We start from the raw sequence: 22,022 nt of genomic DNA, 5'->3' as shown, positions 1-22,022 counted from the left end.
TCCAGCTGGCCAAACTGGCACCCACAGGTGCTGCGGTGGATACTGCGGGCAACCGGATTTACACGGGCGACGCCTTCACGCCGTTCAGCACGGGCGAGCGGGTCACTTATGACAACAACGGCAATGCCAGCATTGGCGGTCTGGTGCAGGGGCAGGAGTATTTCGTTGTCGTGGGCGATGATGGCTACATCCAGCTTGCGGACAACCTGGACGGCTATGTCGATACCTTTGCCAACACCATCGACGTGGGCCTGCCCGCAACCGAGTTCACCACTGGCGAAGCAATCACCTATGTCAAAGGCACCGGCAGCCTGATTGGCGGTTTGACCTCTGGCCAGACCTATTATGTTATCGACAACGGCGGCGGCCTTGTGCAGCTGGCTGCAACGCTGCTGGATGCGCAGAACGGCGATGCCATCGACCTGACCTCTGGCGGATCGGGCTTTGGTCATCAGCTTCAGCGCACGGGCGAGCCGAATGTCAGTTTTGATCCGGCCATAAGCCTGGTCAACCTGACCTCGACCGGGGGCGGCGCGCAGCATGTGCTGGAGCGCCAGCTGCATGGAGCTTTTGCCTTTGATATCACTTTGGACCTGCCCGAAGATGTCTATCTGCAAGCGGGCAATCTGGTTGATGTAACCGGGGCCGGTTCCGGCACCCAGACGTTGCAACGTCTTGCAATTCCGTCGGTCAGCTTCGCGCCCAGCACGCTGGCGGTTGACGCGGGCATTGCGCCCGACGCGACCACGCTGAACACCAACGGCTACGCGGTGAACGTCGCCGCGGAATCGACCTATATCGCGAAAGCGGACAGTCTGGCCGGGGGCTTTGGTCTGCTGGCCGGTGCGACAGTGACGAAATCGGCGGCCAGTGTTGTGGGCGATACCATCGCCTATGTCGGTGAAGCGACCACAGTGATTGCAAGCGAGCTGGATGTTGTCGCGACATCGCATGATTTTGCCTATTCGCTGAATGAATTCTATGCGCTGGCGGGCGGGTTGACCGTGAACGTGACGATTGCAGATGCGATCATCGACAGCCGCACCGAAGCCTTTGTCGGCACCCGTGCCGGTGCGACGCCGACGGCGAACACCACCACCACAATCACGCTGACCGACAACGCGAACGGCGACGGAACGGCCTTTATCGACGCGAACGGCAACCAGACCGCCGAAGCGCGGGCCGAAGGTATTGCGGCCTCGTTCGGGGTTTCGGTCAACGTTCTGAATCCGACTGCCGATGTCTCGGGCGTTGTGCGCGCCTATGTGGGGGAAACCACGGTTCTGGACGCTGACAGCCTGACGGTTGAGGCCAATGGTGACACCATGGACGCGACCACTTCTGTCACCTCGGGGACCATTTCGGGCTTTGCGGCGGTCAGCATCCTGCAATCGCTTGCCAAGGTCACCGGTGAAGTCGAAGCCTTTATCGGAGCGCAGAATGCCGACGGGTCAAGCCTGACTGCGGCACCTGTTATCACCATCACGCCGACGGGCGGCGATATTGGTGACGGGGCTGTCAGTGTCAACGCCATGTCGGACATGAACGCGCTGGCGGATTCGATCCTGATTACGGCAAGCTTTGGCGTTTCAGTCAGCGCGGCGTTGCCACGGGCCGAGGTCAGCGGCGCGACCCGCGCCTATGTGCGGGATGGAGTGACGATGTCGGCGGCAACGCTGGATGTGTCGGCGGGTACGTCGAAAGCCAATGACGTTGTCTATACCGCGACGACCAACACCATTCTGGGAACGCTGGCGGGCATTGCATCGGTGTCTTACCTGAAGGGTGAGGCGATTGTTGACGGCGAGGTTGCGGCCTATGTTGGCGCACCTTTCTACGGTCCGGTGACGGGCGGGGCTGGCGCGATCAACATTGGTGGCGCGATCAACGTCGACGCCTGGTCGGATATGAACGCCACCGGCGGATTTGGCGAAGACGGTTTCTCGGGCAATCTTGCCGGTCTTGTCAGCATCAGCGTCTTTGACTCATGGACCGATGTCGCGGGTGACACGCGGGCCTTTGTCGGGCAGGGCGGCACGCTGACTGGTGCGACCTTGGATGTCTACGCCTACGGCGATTACGACGCGCTGTCGAATACGCTGGGTGTGTCGGTTGCGGGTCTGGTGACGGTATCGGATGTGACGGCGAATGCGAATGTCACAGGTACGGTAGATGCGCATATCGGTTCGGCTTCGGGCGTGTCACCGTCGCTGAGCAACATCGGTATAGTTAACATTGACGGTCAGGTGAATGTCACCGCGATCGGCAATATGTACGCCGCACCGACAGTTGTATCGCTTGGCGGTGCCCTGGCTGTTGCAATTTCGTTGATCGAACAGAATGCGACAGTGTCGGGCACGGTGCGCGGCTATGTCGGTCAGGGAATTGATCTGGATGCCGGCGGGCTTGCCATTCTTGCGGATGCGCCCTTCACCGATGGCGGTGACAACAGTTCGCATGATTACGGTTTCGGGGCCTATGTTGCCGGCGCAAGCGTTGCGGTCAGTGGCCTTGCTTCGGTCACCGATGTCACGTCGAACGCGATGCTGGACGGCACGGTCGAAGCCTTTATCGGCGCCGGTGCGGCGCAGGGCGCCTCGGTGGTGACCACCGATGTCAACGTCGGCGCAGGCGGGATCACCGTGGTGGCCGACAGCGACATGCGGGCGATAGCGAACCTGTTGGGCGTCAGCGTTGGCGGTGTTGTCTCGCTGGCCTCTTACCGCCCGACTGCGATCCTTGAGGGCACGACATCGGCCTTTGTGCGCGACGGTGTTAATCTGAACGCCGGTACGCTGGATATCAGCGCAGGCAAACTGGTGCCGGGCGGTGACAAAGTTGTGAACCGTGCCGAAGCCACATCGTTCAGCGTGAACATCTCGCTTGGCATTGCGGCTTCGGTTCTGGATGCAGTTGCGAAATCCCAAGGCACCGTCCAAGCCTATATCGGCACGTCCGACGGTGTGGCGGCAGCGGGCGATCCGAATGCGGTGATCACAGTCACCGGCGGCGTTGATTCCCTGAACGTTTCGGCGCTGAGCGATATCGACGCGGTGGCCCGGACCGAAGGCGGCGCCGGGTCGCTGGCGGTCACGGTGGGTATTTACCGGCCCACGTCGATTGCAGGCGGGACGACACGCGCCTATGCGGGCGACGGGGCCGATCTGCGCGTCAGCGATCTGAACCTGACAGCGAACGGCGATGCCAAGTCCGACTCCAAGATTTTCGAATTCTCGGCGGCGGGGCTGGCCAAGGTGACAGGTCTGTCACCGACATCGCTGACCTCGAACAATGTCGAAGCCTATGTCGGACGCAGCGACGATTCGACCGAAACCAGCATGATCAACGTCAACATCATGACCGTTGACGGCACCGGGCGGGGCACTGTCGATGCGGTTGCGACCGGATCGACCGAAGCGCTGGCGGTGACCGAAGGGTTCGGGATCGCGGGTGTTGTCGGTGTGTCGCTGACCACGGCGGTGGCGGATATGCAGGGCAAGACACGCGCCTATGTCGGGCGCTACACCAACCTGACGTCGGGTGCGGTGAACCTGACCGCCTCGGAAGCGAAAGCCGAGGCCAATTCCAGCGTCAAGAGCACCGATTTCGGCATCGCCGCGACGGTTCAGAAACTGGAATCGCGCGCCAATGCGAGCCGGATCACGGAAACATTCGTGGGTGACTATTCGGTGCTGGATCTTGGCGGTGCCAATCTGACCGGCCTGGCGACCACCGACACCGGCGCGTCGATGGCCAATGCCACGATTGATGCACTGGCGGGATCGCTGGGCGTTTCGGTGACCGATACCACCGTAATCGCAACTGTCGGTCAGGGCACCTTCCTTGAGGGGACGCCGGAAGAACAGACACAATCGTCGCGCACGCGTTCCTATATCGGGGACCATGTGACGGTGGCAAACACCGGCACGGTGACGCTGAACGCAACCTCGGACACCACCGTTTCGGCAGATGTGAACAGCGCGCAAGTGGCAGGTCTGGCGACGATTTCGCTGACCAAGATCACCGCCAAGGCCGCCCATGACACCGAAGTGTTTGTGGACGATTTCAGCACTGTCGATATTGACGGTGCTTTGAACATGACCGCGATGGGTGAGACCACCGCGGCGCCCCAGTCCAAGAACACCGGCATTGCGCTGGGTCTGACACTGGGCGATGCAAAGGTGAAAACCGAATTGGCAAGCGATACGCGCGCTTATATCGGCAAGGGCGGCACCACCTCTGCCAGCAGCATCACCATGTTGGCTGACGCAGACTATACCGCGACAGCCGCGTCACTGAACACCTCCATAGCGGGCCTTGCGACCATCACAAAGCTGGATGTCGACGTGGTTGACGACGGCACTGCCGAAATCCGAATTGGGGCCGAGCAGGGCGATGTTTCACCCGGCACAACGATTGTAACCTCAACCAGCGGCAAGATCGATCTCGATGCCGATCTGACCTCGAACGCCACGGCGATCACAGGGTCGAAATCCTTTAGCCTCGGCGGGAACTTCAGCGGGGCATCCACAACTGCGACAAATAATGCCGAAATCATCGGACGGATTGGCGACGGTACTGCAATCAGCGCCGCAACGACGTTCAACTTGCAGGGCAAAATGCTCGGCAAGTCGGATTCCTCCGCGACTTCGATCAGCGGCACCGGTGGCGTAAGTTTCGCGACTTCGACAACCCATTCGACCTTTGCCGGTGGCGTCGACATCACCACCGGATCGGGTAGCATCCAGGCCGGTCAGTCCGCCACGATCCTTGGCCTGCTGAACCATACCGGCGACGCCTTCTTGCGCTACACCGATGGTTGGGGCGCATTCGGTACGGCTGGGGCTACATCCTTTGCCGGGCTTGCTGCGATCGATAACACAGTAATCGACATCGACAACAACTCGACGATGAATGTGGTTGTCGGCCAGAGCATGAACATGACGTCGAACACCGGCGATATTCTGGTCGGCGCACGGCACAGCAACGAAACCTTTGGTGCGGGAACCACCGGGTCGTTCTCCTTGGCGATCCGGGCCTCCAACATTACCGTGAACGCCAACACCAACGGCACTACCACGCTGCAATACCTTGGTGATGTCGGTGACGGCAGCTTGGCTGCGGCAGACAACCTCAAGTTGGATGCTGTGGCGTTGTCTGCGGCAACATCAAGCATGGCCTCGGGTGGCGGGGCGCTGTTTGGCAGCTTTGCCGGCGGCGATGCCAATTCCCGCTCACGGCACGTTGTCGATGTCACCTTCGGCGGCACTGGCAGCACGATCAATGTCACGGACAATATCGAAGGCATTGCCTCGCTGTTGTCGGACGCGGATGCGTCGGGCACTGGCGGTGGCTTTGGTGGGTTTGCCAGCTCTGTCTCTGTCGGCACCAACGCCGGGGCGACCGGCACTGTCAACTTCAACGTCGGCAACACCAACCATGTCGAAGCGGGCAACCTGATCCAGCTGATTGCCGAGCAGGGTGGTGAAGGCAGCGACATTTCCGACGGTACGATCGTCAATTCGAACGCGGGTAGCAACACCATCAACTTTGGCAAGAGCCACAAGCTGATCGATGGCAATACCATTACCTACAGCGGCACGACCTATGGCGGTGTGGTGAACGGCAAGGAATATTCGGTTGTCGTGGTCAACGACAACGAAATCCGGCTGGGTTCGAAGTTCGGCTCGGGCCAGGTTTCGAGTGTGCAAGACACAATTACCATTCCGGGCCATACGTTCTCGGATGGCACGATCACACCTTACGACGAGGTAATCTATAACTCGAACGGTGGCACGCCCATCGGGGGGCTGTCGAACGGCACCAAATATCAGGTCCGGGTGATTGATGAAAACACCATCAAGTTGCAAACCATCGGATGGAGTGAAACCCAGGTTGATGTGAGCCGCACCCAGATCGGGGCGGGTGATAACATCATCAGCGCCAACAACAGCTTCAGCAATGGCGACGCGGTCACCTATCGCGGCCCGGAACCGGCCGAATTCTCTAGCGTGACGGTTGACGGTACGTTGACAAGCACGGATCCGTTCAGCTTCTCCTACAACGACAACGACCGCATCTATGCGCCCGACCACGACTTTGTGACGGGCGAAAGGGTGCGTTACACACGTTCGGCCAGTGGTGTTTCGCCGGTCACTTTGAGCGGCTTGTCGAACAACGGGGTCTATTACGTCAACGTCGTGAACGGGAATTATATCCGTCTGTCGACAGACTTTTACAAAGCCACGGGCACCGATGATCCGGGCACTGGTGGCACCGACGAAACCGGTGTTTTTGAATTCATCGACATCGAAGAGAACACAGGCACCAATGCCTCGAAAACTGTCCACAAACTGACATCGCTCGACAATCCGAAGGTCCTGACCGAAGGCGGCGTCTATTTTGTCGGCAGCGGCGGCGGCGCGTCGTTCGAACTGTATTACGATGCGGCACTGAACAATCCGGTCAACTTCAACGTATCCGGAACCGGCGGAAGCCACCGGTTTGTCAAAGAGGGCATCAACCTGACCTCCACCGGCCCCTCCTCGGGTCAGACGCTGGTCTTTGACCTGACGGCCAACAACATCTCGGGCACCTTTGACGGTGTCGGCGGCGCGGCAGGCTTCCAGCTTCCAAGTTCCGCAGACGGCATTGTGAACAGCTCGGCCGGCGGCAGCGGCGGCAGCCTTGGCTGGAGCAACGCGACCGGCCAGACTTATGCCGCGCAAGTTGCCAGCACGAATTTCGACGTCGCAGCAAATGCACATCTGAGCGCGAAAGACATCGTGATCACGACCGATGGCGACGCCAATGCGGTTGCGAATGCCGATGGCGGCGGCGGCGGGGCCATCTCTATCGGGGATGCCCAGGCCTATGCAACGGTGGTGAACACCAGCCTGATCAACATCGGCCAGAACGCCGATATCAACGCACTGAATAACGTCACGATTTCAGGCATCCTGAAATCCTACAGCTCGTCCGAGGGTCAGACGACCAGCGGCAGCTTCCTGGGGGCCGGCGCAGACGGCAAGGCCGTGTCGCGCCTGTATTATGGCGTAGACCAGATGATCAACGGCGACATCACCGCCGGGAACGCTTTGATCATCACCAACTCGGTCGACAACAACGCAGTGGCCAAGGCCGAGGCCTATGGCGGTGGTGTGTTCGGTGTCAGCACCAATGTGAACGCGACCGCCGAGGTGCGCCGTGCGAACCAGATCGACGCGTCGAACGGCTTCTGGGGCGACCACCGGATCACGCTGCTGCGCGACGAAGCTGCGGGCGGGTCCACCGCGAACAAGATCAACGCCTATTATGATGCGTTCCGCGGGGCCGAGATTACGGTTCTGGGCAGTGCCGATCTGCTGGGCGAGACCGTCCAGATCAATTCGGAGCTGGCCCGCAACCGTGCCAATACGAACACCAATACGACAGCCGGTGCCGCTGGCGGGTCTGCTGTGTCGCGGTCGACCTCGAATATTGTCGGCGAAAACCGCGTTGTGCTGAACAACGGTGCCGAGGTCACCGGGAACACGTCAATTCTGGTTCAGGCCAAGAACAATCAGACAGACAACTATGCCAAGGCCAAGGCACGCCTGTATGCCATTGGCGGGTCGACCACAGCGGATGCCACCATCGGTGTGGACAACGATGTGAAAATCGAAGGGCATTGGGAGTCGATTTTGCGCACAGCCGATCTGGATGTGAATGCCATTGACCAGAACATTTCGAACAACCGCAGCCGCAGTGCGGGCGGCGCGTATATCGGGCCAAGCCATCGCGGCGGGTCGGATACGATATCGCTGACGCGCCATATTTTCTGGGAAGCGCACGTTATCTTGCTGGGTGAACCCAACCCCTATCTGCACATCGACAAGGATGGCTATATCCGGTCGTTGTCGAATATTGCATTCCTGGGCACCAACGCCGGCAAGCAGATCAATGAACGGCTGAGTCTGGCCAACAAGCAGGTCATTCTGGACGACATCATTTTTGATCAGGCAGGCGAGGCGACATTCTATGCCAACGCAGATTCAACATATGGGTCGCAGGGTGTCATCTGGGGCAACGAAGGTCTGATCGAAAGCCAGCGCAGCTGGGATCATGTCACCATCATCAATGAATCCGACTGGGATCTGGTGATCAACCACATCGACGCCATCGACGGCGGCGCAGTGGTCAAGGTGCAAGTTGACGATATCAAATATGACGGTGCCGGAGCCGCAGGCAATACTTCGAACACTGCGGGCACCGTTGGCAATACATTCGAATTCCGCCTGAACCTGTTCTACCCGCAAACCGAAGTGCGTATTCTGAACATGGATCACGCGCTGACCGATTTCGATTTCTACACCGGCCCGAGCTTCAGCGGGACCGCGCTGAACGAGCCAACCAGCGACATCATCCTGCTGGGCGGGATCGAGAATACATTCGGCCACACAACCATCATCAACGAACGTGGTGACATTCGTGTGGATGAGCGCGATCAGGTTGTGCAGGATACACTGCTGCCCGATGCAATCTTTGACGAAGGGCTGATCCGCACCAACACGATTACCGTCGATGCAAGCGGCGACATCGGCAATCAGAATGCTGCTGTGACCGGAACCGATGCACGTGCCCGCAAGGCCATGTCGGTCGAGCTGATGCGTATCAACCATGCGGTACAGAATGAAGATCCGGTCGAGCTGAAAGAAGTGTCGCTGGTTGCCACAGCAGGCGACGACGCGGTTCTGGACATCACGCTGCACGACCGCACCACCGATGGCACCAGCGCGCTGTCTGTCGAGATCGAGAAAGTCACTGCCGGCGACGACGTTGATCTGGTGATCAACGACAGCAAGGCGGGTAATGCTGTGTCGACGCTGAACGGTGTGACCGTTCAGACCTACAACCCGCCGAACCTGACAAACACGGTTGCGCGGACCGGCAGCTATTTCCGCTACTGGAGCCCGGACGCCGATGGCGGGGCATCCTATTACGACTTCCTTGCGCGGACGCTGGGCACAACGTCGACCGAAGTGGATTCGACCTATACCTTTGCCGAGGTGCGCGCGGGCGATGACATCGACATCGGCCACCTCACCACCAATCAGAACTATATCGGGGCTGAAAACCGCAACTACCGTACCACGGCGATCAGCTATGGCGCGATGGACCCGATGACCAAAGTAACGCCGATCACACTGAGCAGCGATGTGCCGGATACGACAATCAACTTCGTGGTTTACGGCGACGTTGACTGGACCGGTGGCACAGTTCAGGCCACGGAAGTCGAACAGATATTCCTGACGACCAACGGCTATATCCACGCCAGCGAACTGATCGGTGATATGCTGGTCGGGCACATCCATTCGACCGCAGACGATGTTGTACTGCGCTCGGGCGGGCGGATCTTTGATGCGGACGGACTGGCGACGGTCGATGTCACGGGCAACAACATCACGCTGTTGTCCGGTGTGACCACGGGTGGCGGTACAACAGCGGGTGGTCTGACGATCCCCACCGGTACAACCAGCCCGTCCGCGGGCGGCATCGGCACGCAAACGGCCAACGGTTCGCAAAGCTCGTTCCTTGAGATCAACGTGGATCGCAACAACGCGGGCGGCACGCTGAATGCATTCGACGTGAACGCGACCGATACGCACACGGGCATCTACATCGACGAGTTGACAGGCGACCTGCGCGTCAGCCTGGTTCAGACGGTCGAGAATGTATCGTTGCGCACGGTTGCAGGGTCGATTGTGGACGCAGATGACGACACCACCGCCGATGTCATCGGCCAGACCATTGATCTGGACGCAAACGGGTTTGGCGCCTCGATCGGTCAGCTTGGCAACGATCTGGAAATCGACTCGAACATCGGCAATTCCGAGGTGGACTTTGCCGACGAAGCAGCCCGCGATGCGGCGCTGAACAACACGCTGCTTGACGATGTGTCGCTTGAAGCCAGCAGCAACATCTTCCTCAGCGAGACCGACGGCGCCCTGCGGCTGGCGCTGGCCCATGCGTTCTATGGGGTCATACGTCTGACGGTACGCGAGACTTCGGATACAGACGAACATCTGTATCTACAGGATCACGGTTCGGCGCGGTTCGCGGAATCGAATCTGCGAAATCCGGGCTTCCAGCAAGATTCCCTGCGCACCTTTGCACATGGCACGATTTTTGCGGAAACCGGATCGGTGACGCTGATCGTAGGCGACAATATTGCCTTTGACGCCAATGCCGATGTGCTGGCGAACGGCGACATCACGATCCGTGGTGATGCGAATGCGACCGACGGTGCTATCTCGGTGGCGGACCCCGATGTGACATGGGGCACCAACATGATCCTGCGCGGCCGGATCATCGCCAATGCCGATGTGATGACGCCGGGCATCGACGGCTATACGGGCACAGGCAATCCTGCGCTGGGTCAGGCAGTTGCCACTTATACCGCACCTGGGTCTGTGATGACGCGGATCTTTGGCAACGACGACGTTGACATGATCCAGTTCGGAGATGCGGGCGGGGTTGCCGGTGGCGCTGTGCAGGGCAACGCCGGCTATATCTACCTTGGCTCGAAAACCCGCGTTTATGGTTCGGCTGATCTGCCGGGTGCGGGTGGCCAGAACGGCAAGAACCTGACCCTTGGGAACGATGGCGAGGACATGTTCCGCGTCTTCTATCTTCAGGACACGGCGACCGTCACGTCGCCGTCGATGCTGAGTAACCCCAATGACAGCGATCCTGCCTACGGGCCGGACCTGACCGATCTGGGCCGCCAGTTTGCCGAACATACCCTGACCCTTGACGGTCAGGCCGACACTGACACCTATGAGGTCTATGTGCTGGGGTCGAACGGAACCGACACCCGCAACTATATCATCAACGTACTGGACAGCGGTCACGAGAACGACGGCGTTGACGAGTTGTTTGTTCTCAGCCCTGCGGGCGATGACGGCACTGACGACATTTTCCTGCTGCGCGGTATGCAGGACATCGACAATGAAAACGTCGACCGTCCGGGCTTTGTGTCCCTGCTGCATGGTACTGTTTCCACCGATCAGGACGTTGTTCAGTTCAACGAGGACAGCGCCGAAATTCAGCGGATTCAATACGATACGGGCATCAACGGGCGTTTGACCGTGGAAGGCCGCGAAGGCGACGACCAGTTCTATTCGGACGACACAACCGTGATCACCACACTCGACGGTGGCGCGGGTGACGATACGTTCCAGGTTGGCCAGATCTTTGGCATGAACCGGACGCTGGACGCCAACATGCTGCCCAACGACGTGTTCCCCGAACTGGTTGCCACCACCCGTGGCTGGCTGAGCCCTGGCTCGTCCTCGCCGCTGCTGGCGCAGGGCGGATCGGGTAACGACACCTTCCGCGTCTATTCCAACCAGGCCGAACTGCGGCTGGAAGGGGATGACGACAACGACCTGTTCATCGTTCGTGCCTTTGCGCTGGCCGCAACGACCGACTTTGACTGGAATGGTGACGGTGTCATCAACAAGGCCGACCTTGAAGCGGGTCTGGCCGTGCAGATCGCCGCCAACAACGACCTGAACGGCGATGGTGGTATCAATTTCCTTGATGTTTACAAAACGCTGAATGACATCACCGATGATGTCATCGTGCTGGACGAAGACGGCGTTGCGACGCCACAGATCGGACTCGGATTCTCGGTTGCGCAGGCACCGGACATCCGCGCCGGGGGCGGTCAGGACGAGGTGCGCTATAACGTCAACGCGCCGGTGTCGATTGATGGCGGGGCCGGGTTCGACAAGATCGTGATCCTTGGCACAGAATTTGCCGACGACATCGTGATCCGCGCCGACGGCATCTTTGGCGCCGGCCTGAACGTGCGCTACAGCACGGTCGAGGTGGTCGAGGTTGACGGTCTGGAAGGTGATGATGAGTTCTTTGTGCTCTCCACTGCCTTTGGTGTCAGCTATCGCGTGATCGGTGGGCTGGGGTCCGATGTGATCAACGTCGGCGGCGATGTGACCGAGGACATTGTCACCCGCGAGTTGGAAGGGGCGACCGGAACGGTCGATCACCTCGTCCGCTCGGGTGATGCGCTGTACGACGGTGTTGTGATCGACGGGTTCGACTACAACGTGGCACGCGACGGTGAAGGTCTGGTTGTGATCAACGAGGAAGCGGCGGGCGATACCTCTCCGGGCCGCACTGTGGTTGGCGAGCGCGACACCATTGGCGCCCAGTTCGAAGATACCTATACCGTCCGTCTGGCCGAAGCTCTGACAGGCAGTCAGGTGGTCTATGTGACCGTTTCTGCCGCGCGCTCGCCGCAGGAAGAACAGGACGATTATCCGCTGAACGCGGCACCGCTGCCGAACGGTCAGGGTGAATCGATCTGGCTGTCTCTGGACGGGCTGTCAGGCGCTCATACCAACAATTATGGCGGGCTTGCCACCACGGCAGACGACGGGTTCATGCGTCTGATCCAGGTGAACGGTCAGGACGTCTGGGTGTCACAGAACGCTGTGACCATCGCCTTCTCGGCGGATGGCCTGACACCGGGCACGTTCAAATGGGACTCGGAAGTTTCGGTCAATGTCTTCGCACCGGATGATTTCCGTGCCGAGGGTGACCGCGTCACCGTGATCCAACACTCGGTTGTGTCGAACGTGGCCAAATACGATGGCATCGACGTGCGAAACGTCGAAGTGGAAGTGCGCGACAACGACACTCCCGGCGTGCGGGTCCGCGAAATGGACGTGACCACACCGGGCGTCGAAGACGGGCGCACCATTGTGGTCGAGGGCGATGACACCACCAAGCTGACAGACGAAATCCGTCTGTCGCTGGCCAAGCAGCCTGCGGGCACTGTGGTGGTCGATCTGGTTGTCGACATCGACAGCAACAACGCGCTGGAATTCTTTGAAATCAGTGATCCGCTGAACCGTCTGACGCTGTTTGCCGAAACGTCGGTGCGTGCTGACGGCATGGTGGTGATCGGTCAGATCACCTTTGACGGAACCAACTGGGACGATGAAATCAGCGTTGGTATTCAGGCCCGCGATGACTACGTCCGCGAGGATCTGGAAACCGCAGTTCTTGAGTTTGAATACAACGTCGCAGAGTCGGGTGATAAGGATTACACCTTCCCGAACGAACGCTCGGGCTTCCAGTTGCTGGATGTTGAAGTTTATGACAACGAAACCTCGGGTGCTGTGGTTCTGGAATCCGCTGGCGACACGGTTTTGGTGCCGGAGGCCTTGGGCAAGGATGACGATTATCAGATCCGTCTGACTCGCCAGCCTGATGACAGCGTGACAGTTGCGGTGCTGACCGATGGTTTGGCCGATGTGACGGCGATCAACGGCATCACTATCTCGCCCGAAGACTACGCGGATGTGGGCGGCTTGCTGGCCACGCAGATGTTCAACGGCAATGTGGTGTTCGGCACCGATGGCGGGGTTCTGACCCTGACCCGCGGTGAAGGTTCGGATCTTGGCAGTTTCCACGACGACGGTTTCTTTGGCGAAAGCCTGGAACCGACTGTCCGCTTTGACGGGTCGCTGACATTTGCCACCTCGGGCGGCAACCTTGCCATCAACGGCACGGGTGTTGGCGCAGGCTTCTCGAATGGGGAAACCCTGCGGGTGCGAGCAGGCTCGGTGAACGGGTTTGATCTGAACAACGACGACTACACCGTGCTTTCGGTGTCCGCGAACCAGATCGTTCTTGCGCAGACCGGCACATGGGCGAAAGCCGGTGCCGAGGACGATGTGCAACTCTCCGACTTTGCCGTGGTTCCCGGCCAGCGCGTCCGCGTTGGTGGCAGCCTTGTGGCACCGTTCGAAGATGTGGTGACCTTTGGCAACGACGGGGTCAACCTGACCCTGACACGGGCCGTCGGCAGCTTTGTCGATGATGGCTATCTGGCCGATCAGTCCCTTGTTGTGATCGCGGATGACGACAACGGGTTCGAGGTGAACAACGGCACATACACCATTCTGTCGGTCAGTGCCGGCACAATCACCCTGACTGCCGCAGGCACATGGGCGCAGGCCGGTGCAAGCGTTGAAGAAGTGGCATTGGCTGTTTCGAACGACGGCGACTTTGTGGTGGAATCCGTCTCGGAGAATGGCAAGGTTATTACGCTGGCCGGTGCCGCACCGCTATGGATGGAAGGTGCGACCCTTGATCCGCTGGTGTTGTCCGATCTGGCCGAGAACACCTTCTTCGAGGGCACCGTTTCGTTTGGTGAGGAAACCGATCCGCAGTCCTTCCCGGGACAGTTCATCGACACCGGTGTGACCGGCGCGCAAGAGGGCTGGCTGGCCGATGGCTTCCTTGAAGGGCAGTGGGTGCGTGTCTATGACCTGAGCGGTGTTAACGAGACGATTGAAGCCAAGGTTCAGCTGATCCGTGGCGACAACGACTCGAAAGATGCCAAGTTGCAGTTGATCCACGTCACAATCAACGGTGTGGAAAGCACGCTGGATGCGACGTGGCTGGGCGATGGCACGGCGGACAATGTCCGTGTGGTGCGGATTGCAGCCGAGGTCAGCTTTACCGATGCAAACTGGTACGATCTGCAAGAGGTCACGCTGTCTTCGGACGACGACTATATCATCCCGCCGACACGCGACGGTGTGAAAATCTTCCCGGTCTCGACACATCTGCTGTCGAAGCTGCGCGGCCCGCTTGCGGTTGAAGGCGGCCCTGCCGGTGCCGACCGTTCGCTGACAGCCGGTGTCAAACTGCCGGGCGAGAAAGACGATTTCCTGATCGCCATTGGTGCGCAGCCGCCGGAAAGCCAGCAGATCGACGTTCTGAACATTTTCAACGACTCGAGCCAGGCCGACACCAGCGGCATCATGGACCAGACCACCCTGCGCGGGTTCGGCATGGCAAAGGATCTGACCTTTGAAGGTCTCTCCGGCCCGCTGTTCGGCGAAGGTGATGAAGGGTCCAGCTCGATCACGGTTCCGGGCGGCATCAGCTTTGGCAAGGTGAACTATGGTTCGTCCAGCGTCGGGACTGATGGCACGCAATCGACCATCGAGGTGGTGAACCTGCTGCTGGGTGCAGGGAACGATTATCTTGATATCGTCGGCACCCTTGATCCTGCGCCCTTTGTTTCGGCGCAGAATGAATTCGATCTGTATCTGCCGGGCGCCGATCCCGACAGCGAAGACCTGTTTGACGCCTTCTATACTGTCCGTTCGGACGATATCGACTGGAAGGCCGAAGGCTTCCTGCCCGGTCAGACCGTCTTTGTCGAAGGCATCAGCGGTATCCAGTTCGAAGTGGTCGAGGTCGCGGATGCGGTCTATCTGGATGGCGACGGATTGCCGGTGGATGATGGCCTGGGTGGCATCCTGCGTGACCCCAATGACAATTCGATCCTAGTCTTGCGTGCCGTGGACGGTCAGGGCCAGCCCGCTGTTCTCAGCAGCGCGCAGCAGCAGGCGCTGACCAGTGCCTTTACCGCCGAGGTGCGCCTGATTGCCATCGACGCACTGGTGATCGGCAACTTTAACTACACCGTGCAAAGCACACCAACCGGCGCTGTGCTGGCAGGCATCGACTGGGAGGCCGAAGGCTTCCTTGAAGGGCACCTGATCAACATCGGTGGCGAAGACGGCAGCTTTGACGAGGCGGTGCAGTACCGCGTTCTGTCGATCGACGGCACCGTGATGGAAATCCTGGGCGAACCGATCGCCGCAGGCAGCTATACCGCCAACATCTGGGTACAGGGGCCGCATGGCTCGCTGACCACAGTGCATGGTGGTGGCAACCTGGCGGTCGAGACGCTGGGCGATTACACGGTTGACACAATTGACGGTGACAACACCCTGTTGCGGCAGGATGGGCGCAACTGGGCCGAGGACGGCTTTGAGGTCGGACAGATCATTCAGCTTGGCGCCGAAGGCGAGACGCGCACCGTACTTGGCATCGCGAATGCATCGGCATACGGCTATGACAGCCCTGACTTTGCCGCCGCCACATGGGGTACGGGCAGCATTCTGATCCTGTCTGGCGATCCCTTTGCCGCGGGTGACCTGCTTGCCACCGACGTACACAAATCCATCGCCACACGGGTAGAAGTGACCACAACGGTCACCCTGCTGGCGGACAAGCTGACCAACCTTGGCGGCAACTGGGACGATTTCGAAGCGGGTCAAGTGATCTATATCGAAGGCATCCCCGGCGGCTTTACCATCGAAAGCGTCGAGGCGAATGTCATCACGCTTGCGGGTGCGGCAATCCACAAATGCGTGATCGAACCGGGTTCGGAAATCACTGTCTATCGCATTGATGTCACGCAGGATGCAGGGCAGGGCGGCCATGTTGGCGGCGACCACTTTGTTGTCGGTTTGCAGTTTGACCTGACCGCGTTTGGAATTGATACCAGTGACGGCATCGACGCGCAGGAACTGGCCGTGCTTGGCGGCTTGAACATCGCGGGTGTCGATCTGCAAGACGGCGTCGACAATGCCGAACTGTCAATCCTCTCGGGTCAATTCAACCTTCAGGGTATCGGCGTTGACCCCTCGGACGGGCTTGACGCGGGCGAGCAGGCGATTGTCGATCTGGTCAAGGCCAATATCGACATGAACAGCGTGCTGGCCGGCTGGAACAGCCCGCTGGTGGTCTACGGTGACACCTCGCAGGACGGCGTGTGGTATTCGGGCCATTCCTATGACCGGCTGGGGCTTGAGTTTGGCCCGAAACCGTTCAACCCGTTCCCTGATCTGCCGGATGAAGAGAACGAGGATGACGAGTGGGTCTTCCCGCTGGCGAACTCCTATGATTATGCAGGCGACGATGTTATCGACGCCAGCGCCCTGTTCCTGCTGCGTCCGGCCCCAACGGGTATCCTGAACGTCGGCTTTACCGCCTATGGCGGCGCGGGCAACGATCTGATCGTTGGCAGCCAGGCGGGTGACCATCTGGCCGGCGGGTCGGGCGACGACACCATCCTGGGCATGGCGGGCACCGATCACATCTATGGCGACAGCGGTGTGAACGTGAACATCCTGACACGGGCGGTTGATATCGCCACATCAGACCGCAGCCCGGCTCCGACAGTTGACCGGTTCCAGGGCGCCTCCGACCAGACCTTCAAACCGGTCCGTGCGGCCACACCAATGCGCGACGACATGGTTGCGGGTCAGGACGTGATCGACGGCAATGGCGGCAGCCTTGCTGATACGCCCAACATCATCTTTGGCGACCACGGTGAAATCCTGATGTTTGTCGACGATCCGAACCTGCCACCGAACCTGGCGCAGCGGATCCAGACCACCAGCCTCGACCTTGTGCTGGCGATCAACTCGAAAGAGTTCCAGAACGGTGGGGACGATGTCATCTTTGGCGACGACCAGCCCGATGTGCTGATTGGCGGCGCGGGCAACGACATGCTGGACGGGCGCACCAATGACGACCTGATCTTTGGCGACAACGTGTTCCTGACCAACCGTGGCGACGACATCACCAGCCTGCGCTTCCAGGCGCTGGCAGGTATCATGCTGTATTCGCGCACCGACCGGAACACGCCGACCTATATGGGCGCGGGCACGTCGGCAGCGACAACACCCGAGTTCCCTTATACCACCAGCGGCACGGCTTCGCTGGGCGAGGACAATTCTGGCCGACTGCTGACAAACGGCATTGCGCAGAACTATCGTGATCCGACAGGTGCGGACTGGTGGGCCTCGTACAACATCGATTATGCGCTGTTCCACAACTTTGCAGTGGAATACGGGCTGGCTGGTGTCGGGTCTTTCGGCAACGACTACATCGCCGGTGGGGCAGGCAACGACCAGATCTTTGGCCAGATGGGTCACGACTGGATCCAGGGCGACGGTTCGATCGACGATGCGGTGGCCAACATCGCCCATGTGGGTGCGGCCCGCGTGCCGGGTATCGACGGGATCATCCACGATCCGACGGGACCGCTGACAGTTGTTCCCAGCTTTGAGGCGCTGACCGACGGTCAGGACTATATCGAGGGCGGCGGCGGTCGTGACGTGATCTTTGGCGGTCTCGGTCAGGATGACATTGTGGGCGGTTCTTCCGACTTCTTCGGGCTGGGCATCCGCGACGATCTGAAAACCGGCGTCGACGGGTCCGAGAGCCTGCTGGTGCAACTGGGTCTGACTCAGCAGCAACAGGATATGGTTCTGAACAACGGTTCCTTCCTGCGACCCGACAGCGACGACTGGCTGTTCGGCGGCGCCGGAACCCAGATCGACCGCAACAACGGTTTCGATCCCGAACTGGGCAACGACGGCACAGCACAGCAATACGGTGGTGACGTGGTGACCGCGCTGGGTGTCGCATATGCCGACAAACATGGCCGCGACAGCGATGCCATCGTGGGCGACAACGGCGATATCATCCGCATCGTGGGCACCAACGGCATCGATGTGAACCCGCAGGGCGACCTGTCGAGCCCGCAGTATGTCGAGTTTAATTATGACAGCTACGGCGGCGAGAAGATCGTCGTGCGCGGTGTGCGTCTGATCGACTATACGCCGGGCGGACCCGATGCAGCACCTGACAAGTTCTTTGAAGAACAGCCGGGCGCCTATCTGATGTGGGGCGAATGCTGTGATCCCGAGACCGGCTTCTGGTCGATGGATATCGGCGGCCATGACGAAGTGCACGGCGAGACCGGCGACGACTTTATCTACGTCGGCGGCGGCTTTGACCGGGTCTTTGGTGATGCGGACAACGACGATATCATCGGCGGCTGGGGCCATGACTGGATCTCGGGCGGCACCGGTATCGACGGTATCCTTGGCGATGACGGACGTATCTTCACCAGCCGCAACACCAGCGCGCAGCGCGCCGGTGAGTTCGGTCAGAACGAGACGCTGTATGGCATCGACTATCTGCTGAACAGCGATCCCGACACGCGCACCAGCCAGGGCAATGTGCTGAGCGAGCTGATCCGCACGCCGGGCAATGTTCAGGTCGAATTGATCAACGTCGCGGGCGATCTGAAAAAGTCGGTCGATCTGACGCCCTTTGCGCTGGACGACGCCTTTATCATCGACGATCCGCTGGCGACCAATCCGGTGTTTGCCGACGACGTCATCTTTGGCGGGCTTGGTGTGGACTTCCTGCACGGTGGCGACGGTGACGACGCCATTTCCGGGGCCGAGGCGCTTGAGAGCGGCTATGCACCACGCTTTGACGCGCAGGGCAACTTTGTCGGCCTCTACAAATCCGACTTCAACAGCCCGTACAATCCGTCAGATATCCTGCGGTTCGGCGACGACACCGATCCGTGGAACGATCCCAAGCCGATCCAACAGCGTCTGGGCGAATTCTTCCTCTATGACGAATACGATCCGCGCCGCGTGATCCTGTTCGATGTGAGCGATCCCAACATCGTCTGGAAGGGTGACGCCTATGATCCGGCTGATCCGTTCAACACGGGCGGTTTGCTGCAATACTTCCTGAACAACACCAATGACGAGGGTGTCAGCGAACTGGGCTATGTCGCCTTCAAAAATGACGGCCGCACGCCTGACTACAGCGTGGCGATGGAATATCGCCAGTCGGACGGCGACGACGTGATCTTTGGCGATCTTGGCAACGACTGGCTTGTCGGCGGCACCGGACGCGACCGTATCTATGGTGGATTTGGCAACGACCTGATGAACGCCGACGACGTGCTGGGTACAATTGATCCCAACGGGCCGATCGGCAACCGTGGGCAGCTGCCGCTGGACACAACCGACCAGTCGCCCGACACGCATTGGACCTATGAAGACCGCGTGTTTGGCGGGGCCGGCCTCGATATCCTGATTGGCAACACCAAGGGCGACCGCCTGATTGACTGGGTGGGCGAGTTCAACTCGTACCTCGTGCCCTTCGCGCCCTTCGGGATTGCGACGGTCAGCCGCCAGGTGCCACCGCATCTGTTCGACTTCCTCTATGCACAGGCCTATTCGGATGGTGCAGACATCACCCGCACGGCGGATGGCAACCTGCCCAACCACAACGACCGTTATTCCAACGTGGCGCTGTTGCAGGGCGGTATTCGTGGCGAAATCGGTCTGGTGACCCAGAAAGATCACGGTTACTGGCAGGATCAGACCGGCGGGCCAAGCGATCCGCAGGCGGGCAACGTGCCCGGCGGACGGCGCGACGTGCTGCGGACATCGGACTTTAACAACAATTCCGGTGATATCTTCATCCGCGATACGGGCAATATGACCGTCCAGGGTGGTCAGATGACATTGGCCGCATCCAGCAACACCAGCCAAAGCTCGGCGGTTTACAACCTGGATGAATACCTGCCGATCTACTACGAAGTTACGGCGCAAATCTCGTCGGCCAAACCGACGGGCGGGGCGAAATCCAATGCGTTTATCATCTTCGACTATCAGTCGGACATTGATTTCAAATACGCAGGCATCAACATCTCGAACAACAAGATCGAGATGGGGTATCGCGACGCCACCGGCTATCACGAGCTGATCCAGTCGAACAAACCGGTCCGTATCAAGCCGAACACTTTCTACAGTGTCCTGCTTGCGGTGAACGGGAACAACGTGACGCTGGCAATCGACGGGGTGAACTGGTTCTCGTATGACTATGCGCCGGTGCTTGACGAAGAAGGTCTGCCGATCCCGCTGAACAAAGGGTTCGTTGGCTTCAGCGTTGACGGCGGCGTCGCCACAGTTGACAACTTTACCGTACAAATCCTGCCACCCGACTGGACCATAGAGGTCGAAGACGACTTCTCGACCCCGGATGCGGCCAACATCTTTACGCCTCAATCCGGAGATTGGTCCGTTCAAGGCGGCAGCTACGCAGCGGATCTGAACGGCGCAGATGTTGCGATCAGCCTTGTCGATCTTGCCAGGACTCCGGCCTACAGCTCGATTATCGAGATGGAAGCCACGGTTGCGGCAGGCAATGCCGGCGGTATCGTCTTTGATTACTATGACGACACCCGCTTCAAATTCGTGATCCTCGACGCATCGACTGACCAGATCATGGTCGGCCACCACGAGGAAAGCGGGCTGTATATCGACCAGACCTTTGTCAAATCATTGCAAGACAACAAGGATCACGACCTGAAGTTCACCACCAGCGGTGCGGCGCTGACCATTATGGTCAATGGCGCGACAGTGGGGGGCCATTCCTTTAATTCGGTCCTTGTGGACGGAGCGTTTGGTTTGATCGGGTTCGGTGACACGGAATTCAAGGAATTCGTGATCCGTAACAATGATCCTGCGTTCAATGAACCCGAGGCGCTGCATGCCACCAGCATCGGCAGCAACGGGTCGGCAAACCTTGTGACGGCGCAGGATATCGACGCGCTGAAAGACGTGGCGATTGACGCGCTGGTCGAAGAACTGGGCCTGAACGCACAAGAGGCAGCGATGCTGCGGTCGACAAACATCAGCATCCGCGATCTGGACGGTACGCTGCTGGGCGAGACTGACGAAAGCGGCATTGTGATTGACCTGGATGCGGCGGGCCACGGTTGGTTTGTCGATCTGACGCCGCTGTCGAACGAGGAATACACTGCCGATGTAAACGGCGTGCTGCGCGCCCTGTCGACAGAGGTTGCTGCGGGCCGTGTCGATCTGCTGAGTGTTCTGACGCACGAGTTCAACCACATGCTGAATTCGCCACATCTGGCGTCGGCACAAGATGGCTCGCTGTATTCGGCAGAACTCTCTGCGGGCACCCGCCTGTCGATGTTTGGCGACGAACCCGCAGAAGCCGGCAGCGGTCAGGTTCTGATCTATGACGATATGCTGGGCGGTTTTGTCACCGACGAAGGCCTGCGCCACAGCACATCGGGTCGCACGCTTGATCTGGATCTGAACAGTGACGGCGACGGGCTTGTTCAAGTCGAAAGCTCTGACGCTCCGCCTGTCGATACATCGACGCAATCAGAGCCGGTGAAGGGTAAAGGCAAGGGCGCCAATGCGGACCAGGGTGAAACGGTAGATGAAACCGTGATCGCATGGTCAGAAAACAATGGCTTGCTCAAGCGGCTTGGGTCACTGTTCAAGAAGTAA

At 59.6% G+C, this 22,022-nt stretch carries 1 protein-coding gene (cut by a window edge); it reads left to right on the top strand.

Annotated features, from left to right (window positions below; translation table 11 throughout):
* Positions 1-22,022, top strand: the 3' portion of a protein-coding gene (locus DSM107133_RS19260) for an LEPR-XLL domain-containing protein (RefSeq protein ID WP_114295156.1). 16,735 nt of this gene lie to the left of the window's left edge; the window shows 22,022 of its 38,757 coding nt (coding positions 16,736-38,757); the start codon falls outside the window, past its left edge; it ends in the stop codon at positions 22,020-22,022.

The sequence above is a fragment of the Pseudosulfitobacter sp. DSM 107133 genome, from assembly GCF_022788695.1.
In the GTDB taxonomy this organism is placed as follows: Bacteria; Pseudomonadota; Alphaproteobacteria; order Rhodobacterales; family Rhodobacteraceae; genus Pseudosulfitobacter.
The sequence above is the reverse complement of the archived record's forward strand: the minus strand, read 5'-3'. Positions and strand labels throughout refer to the sequence as shown.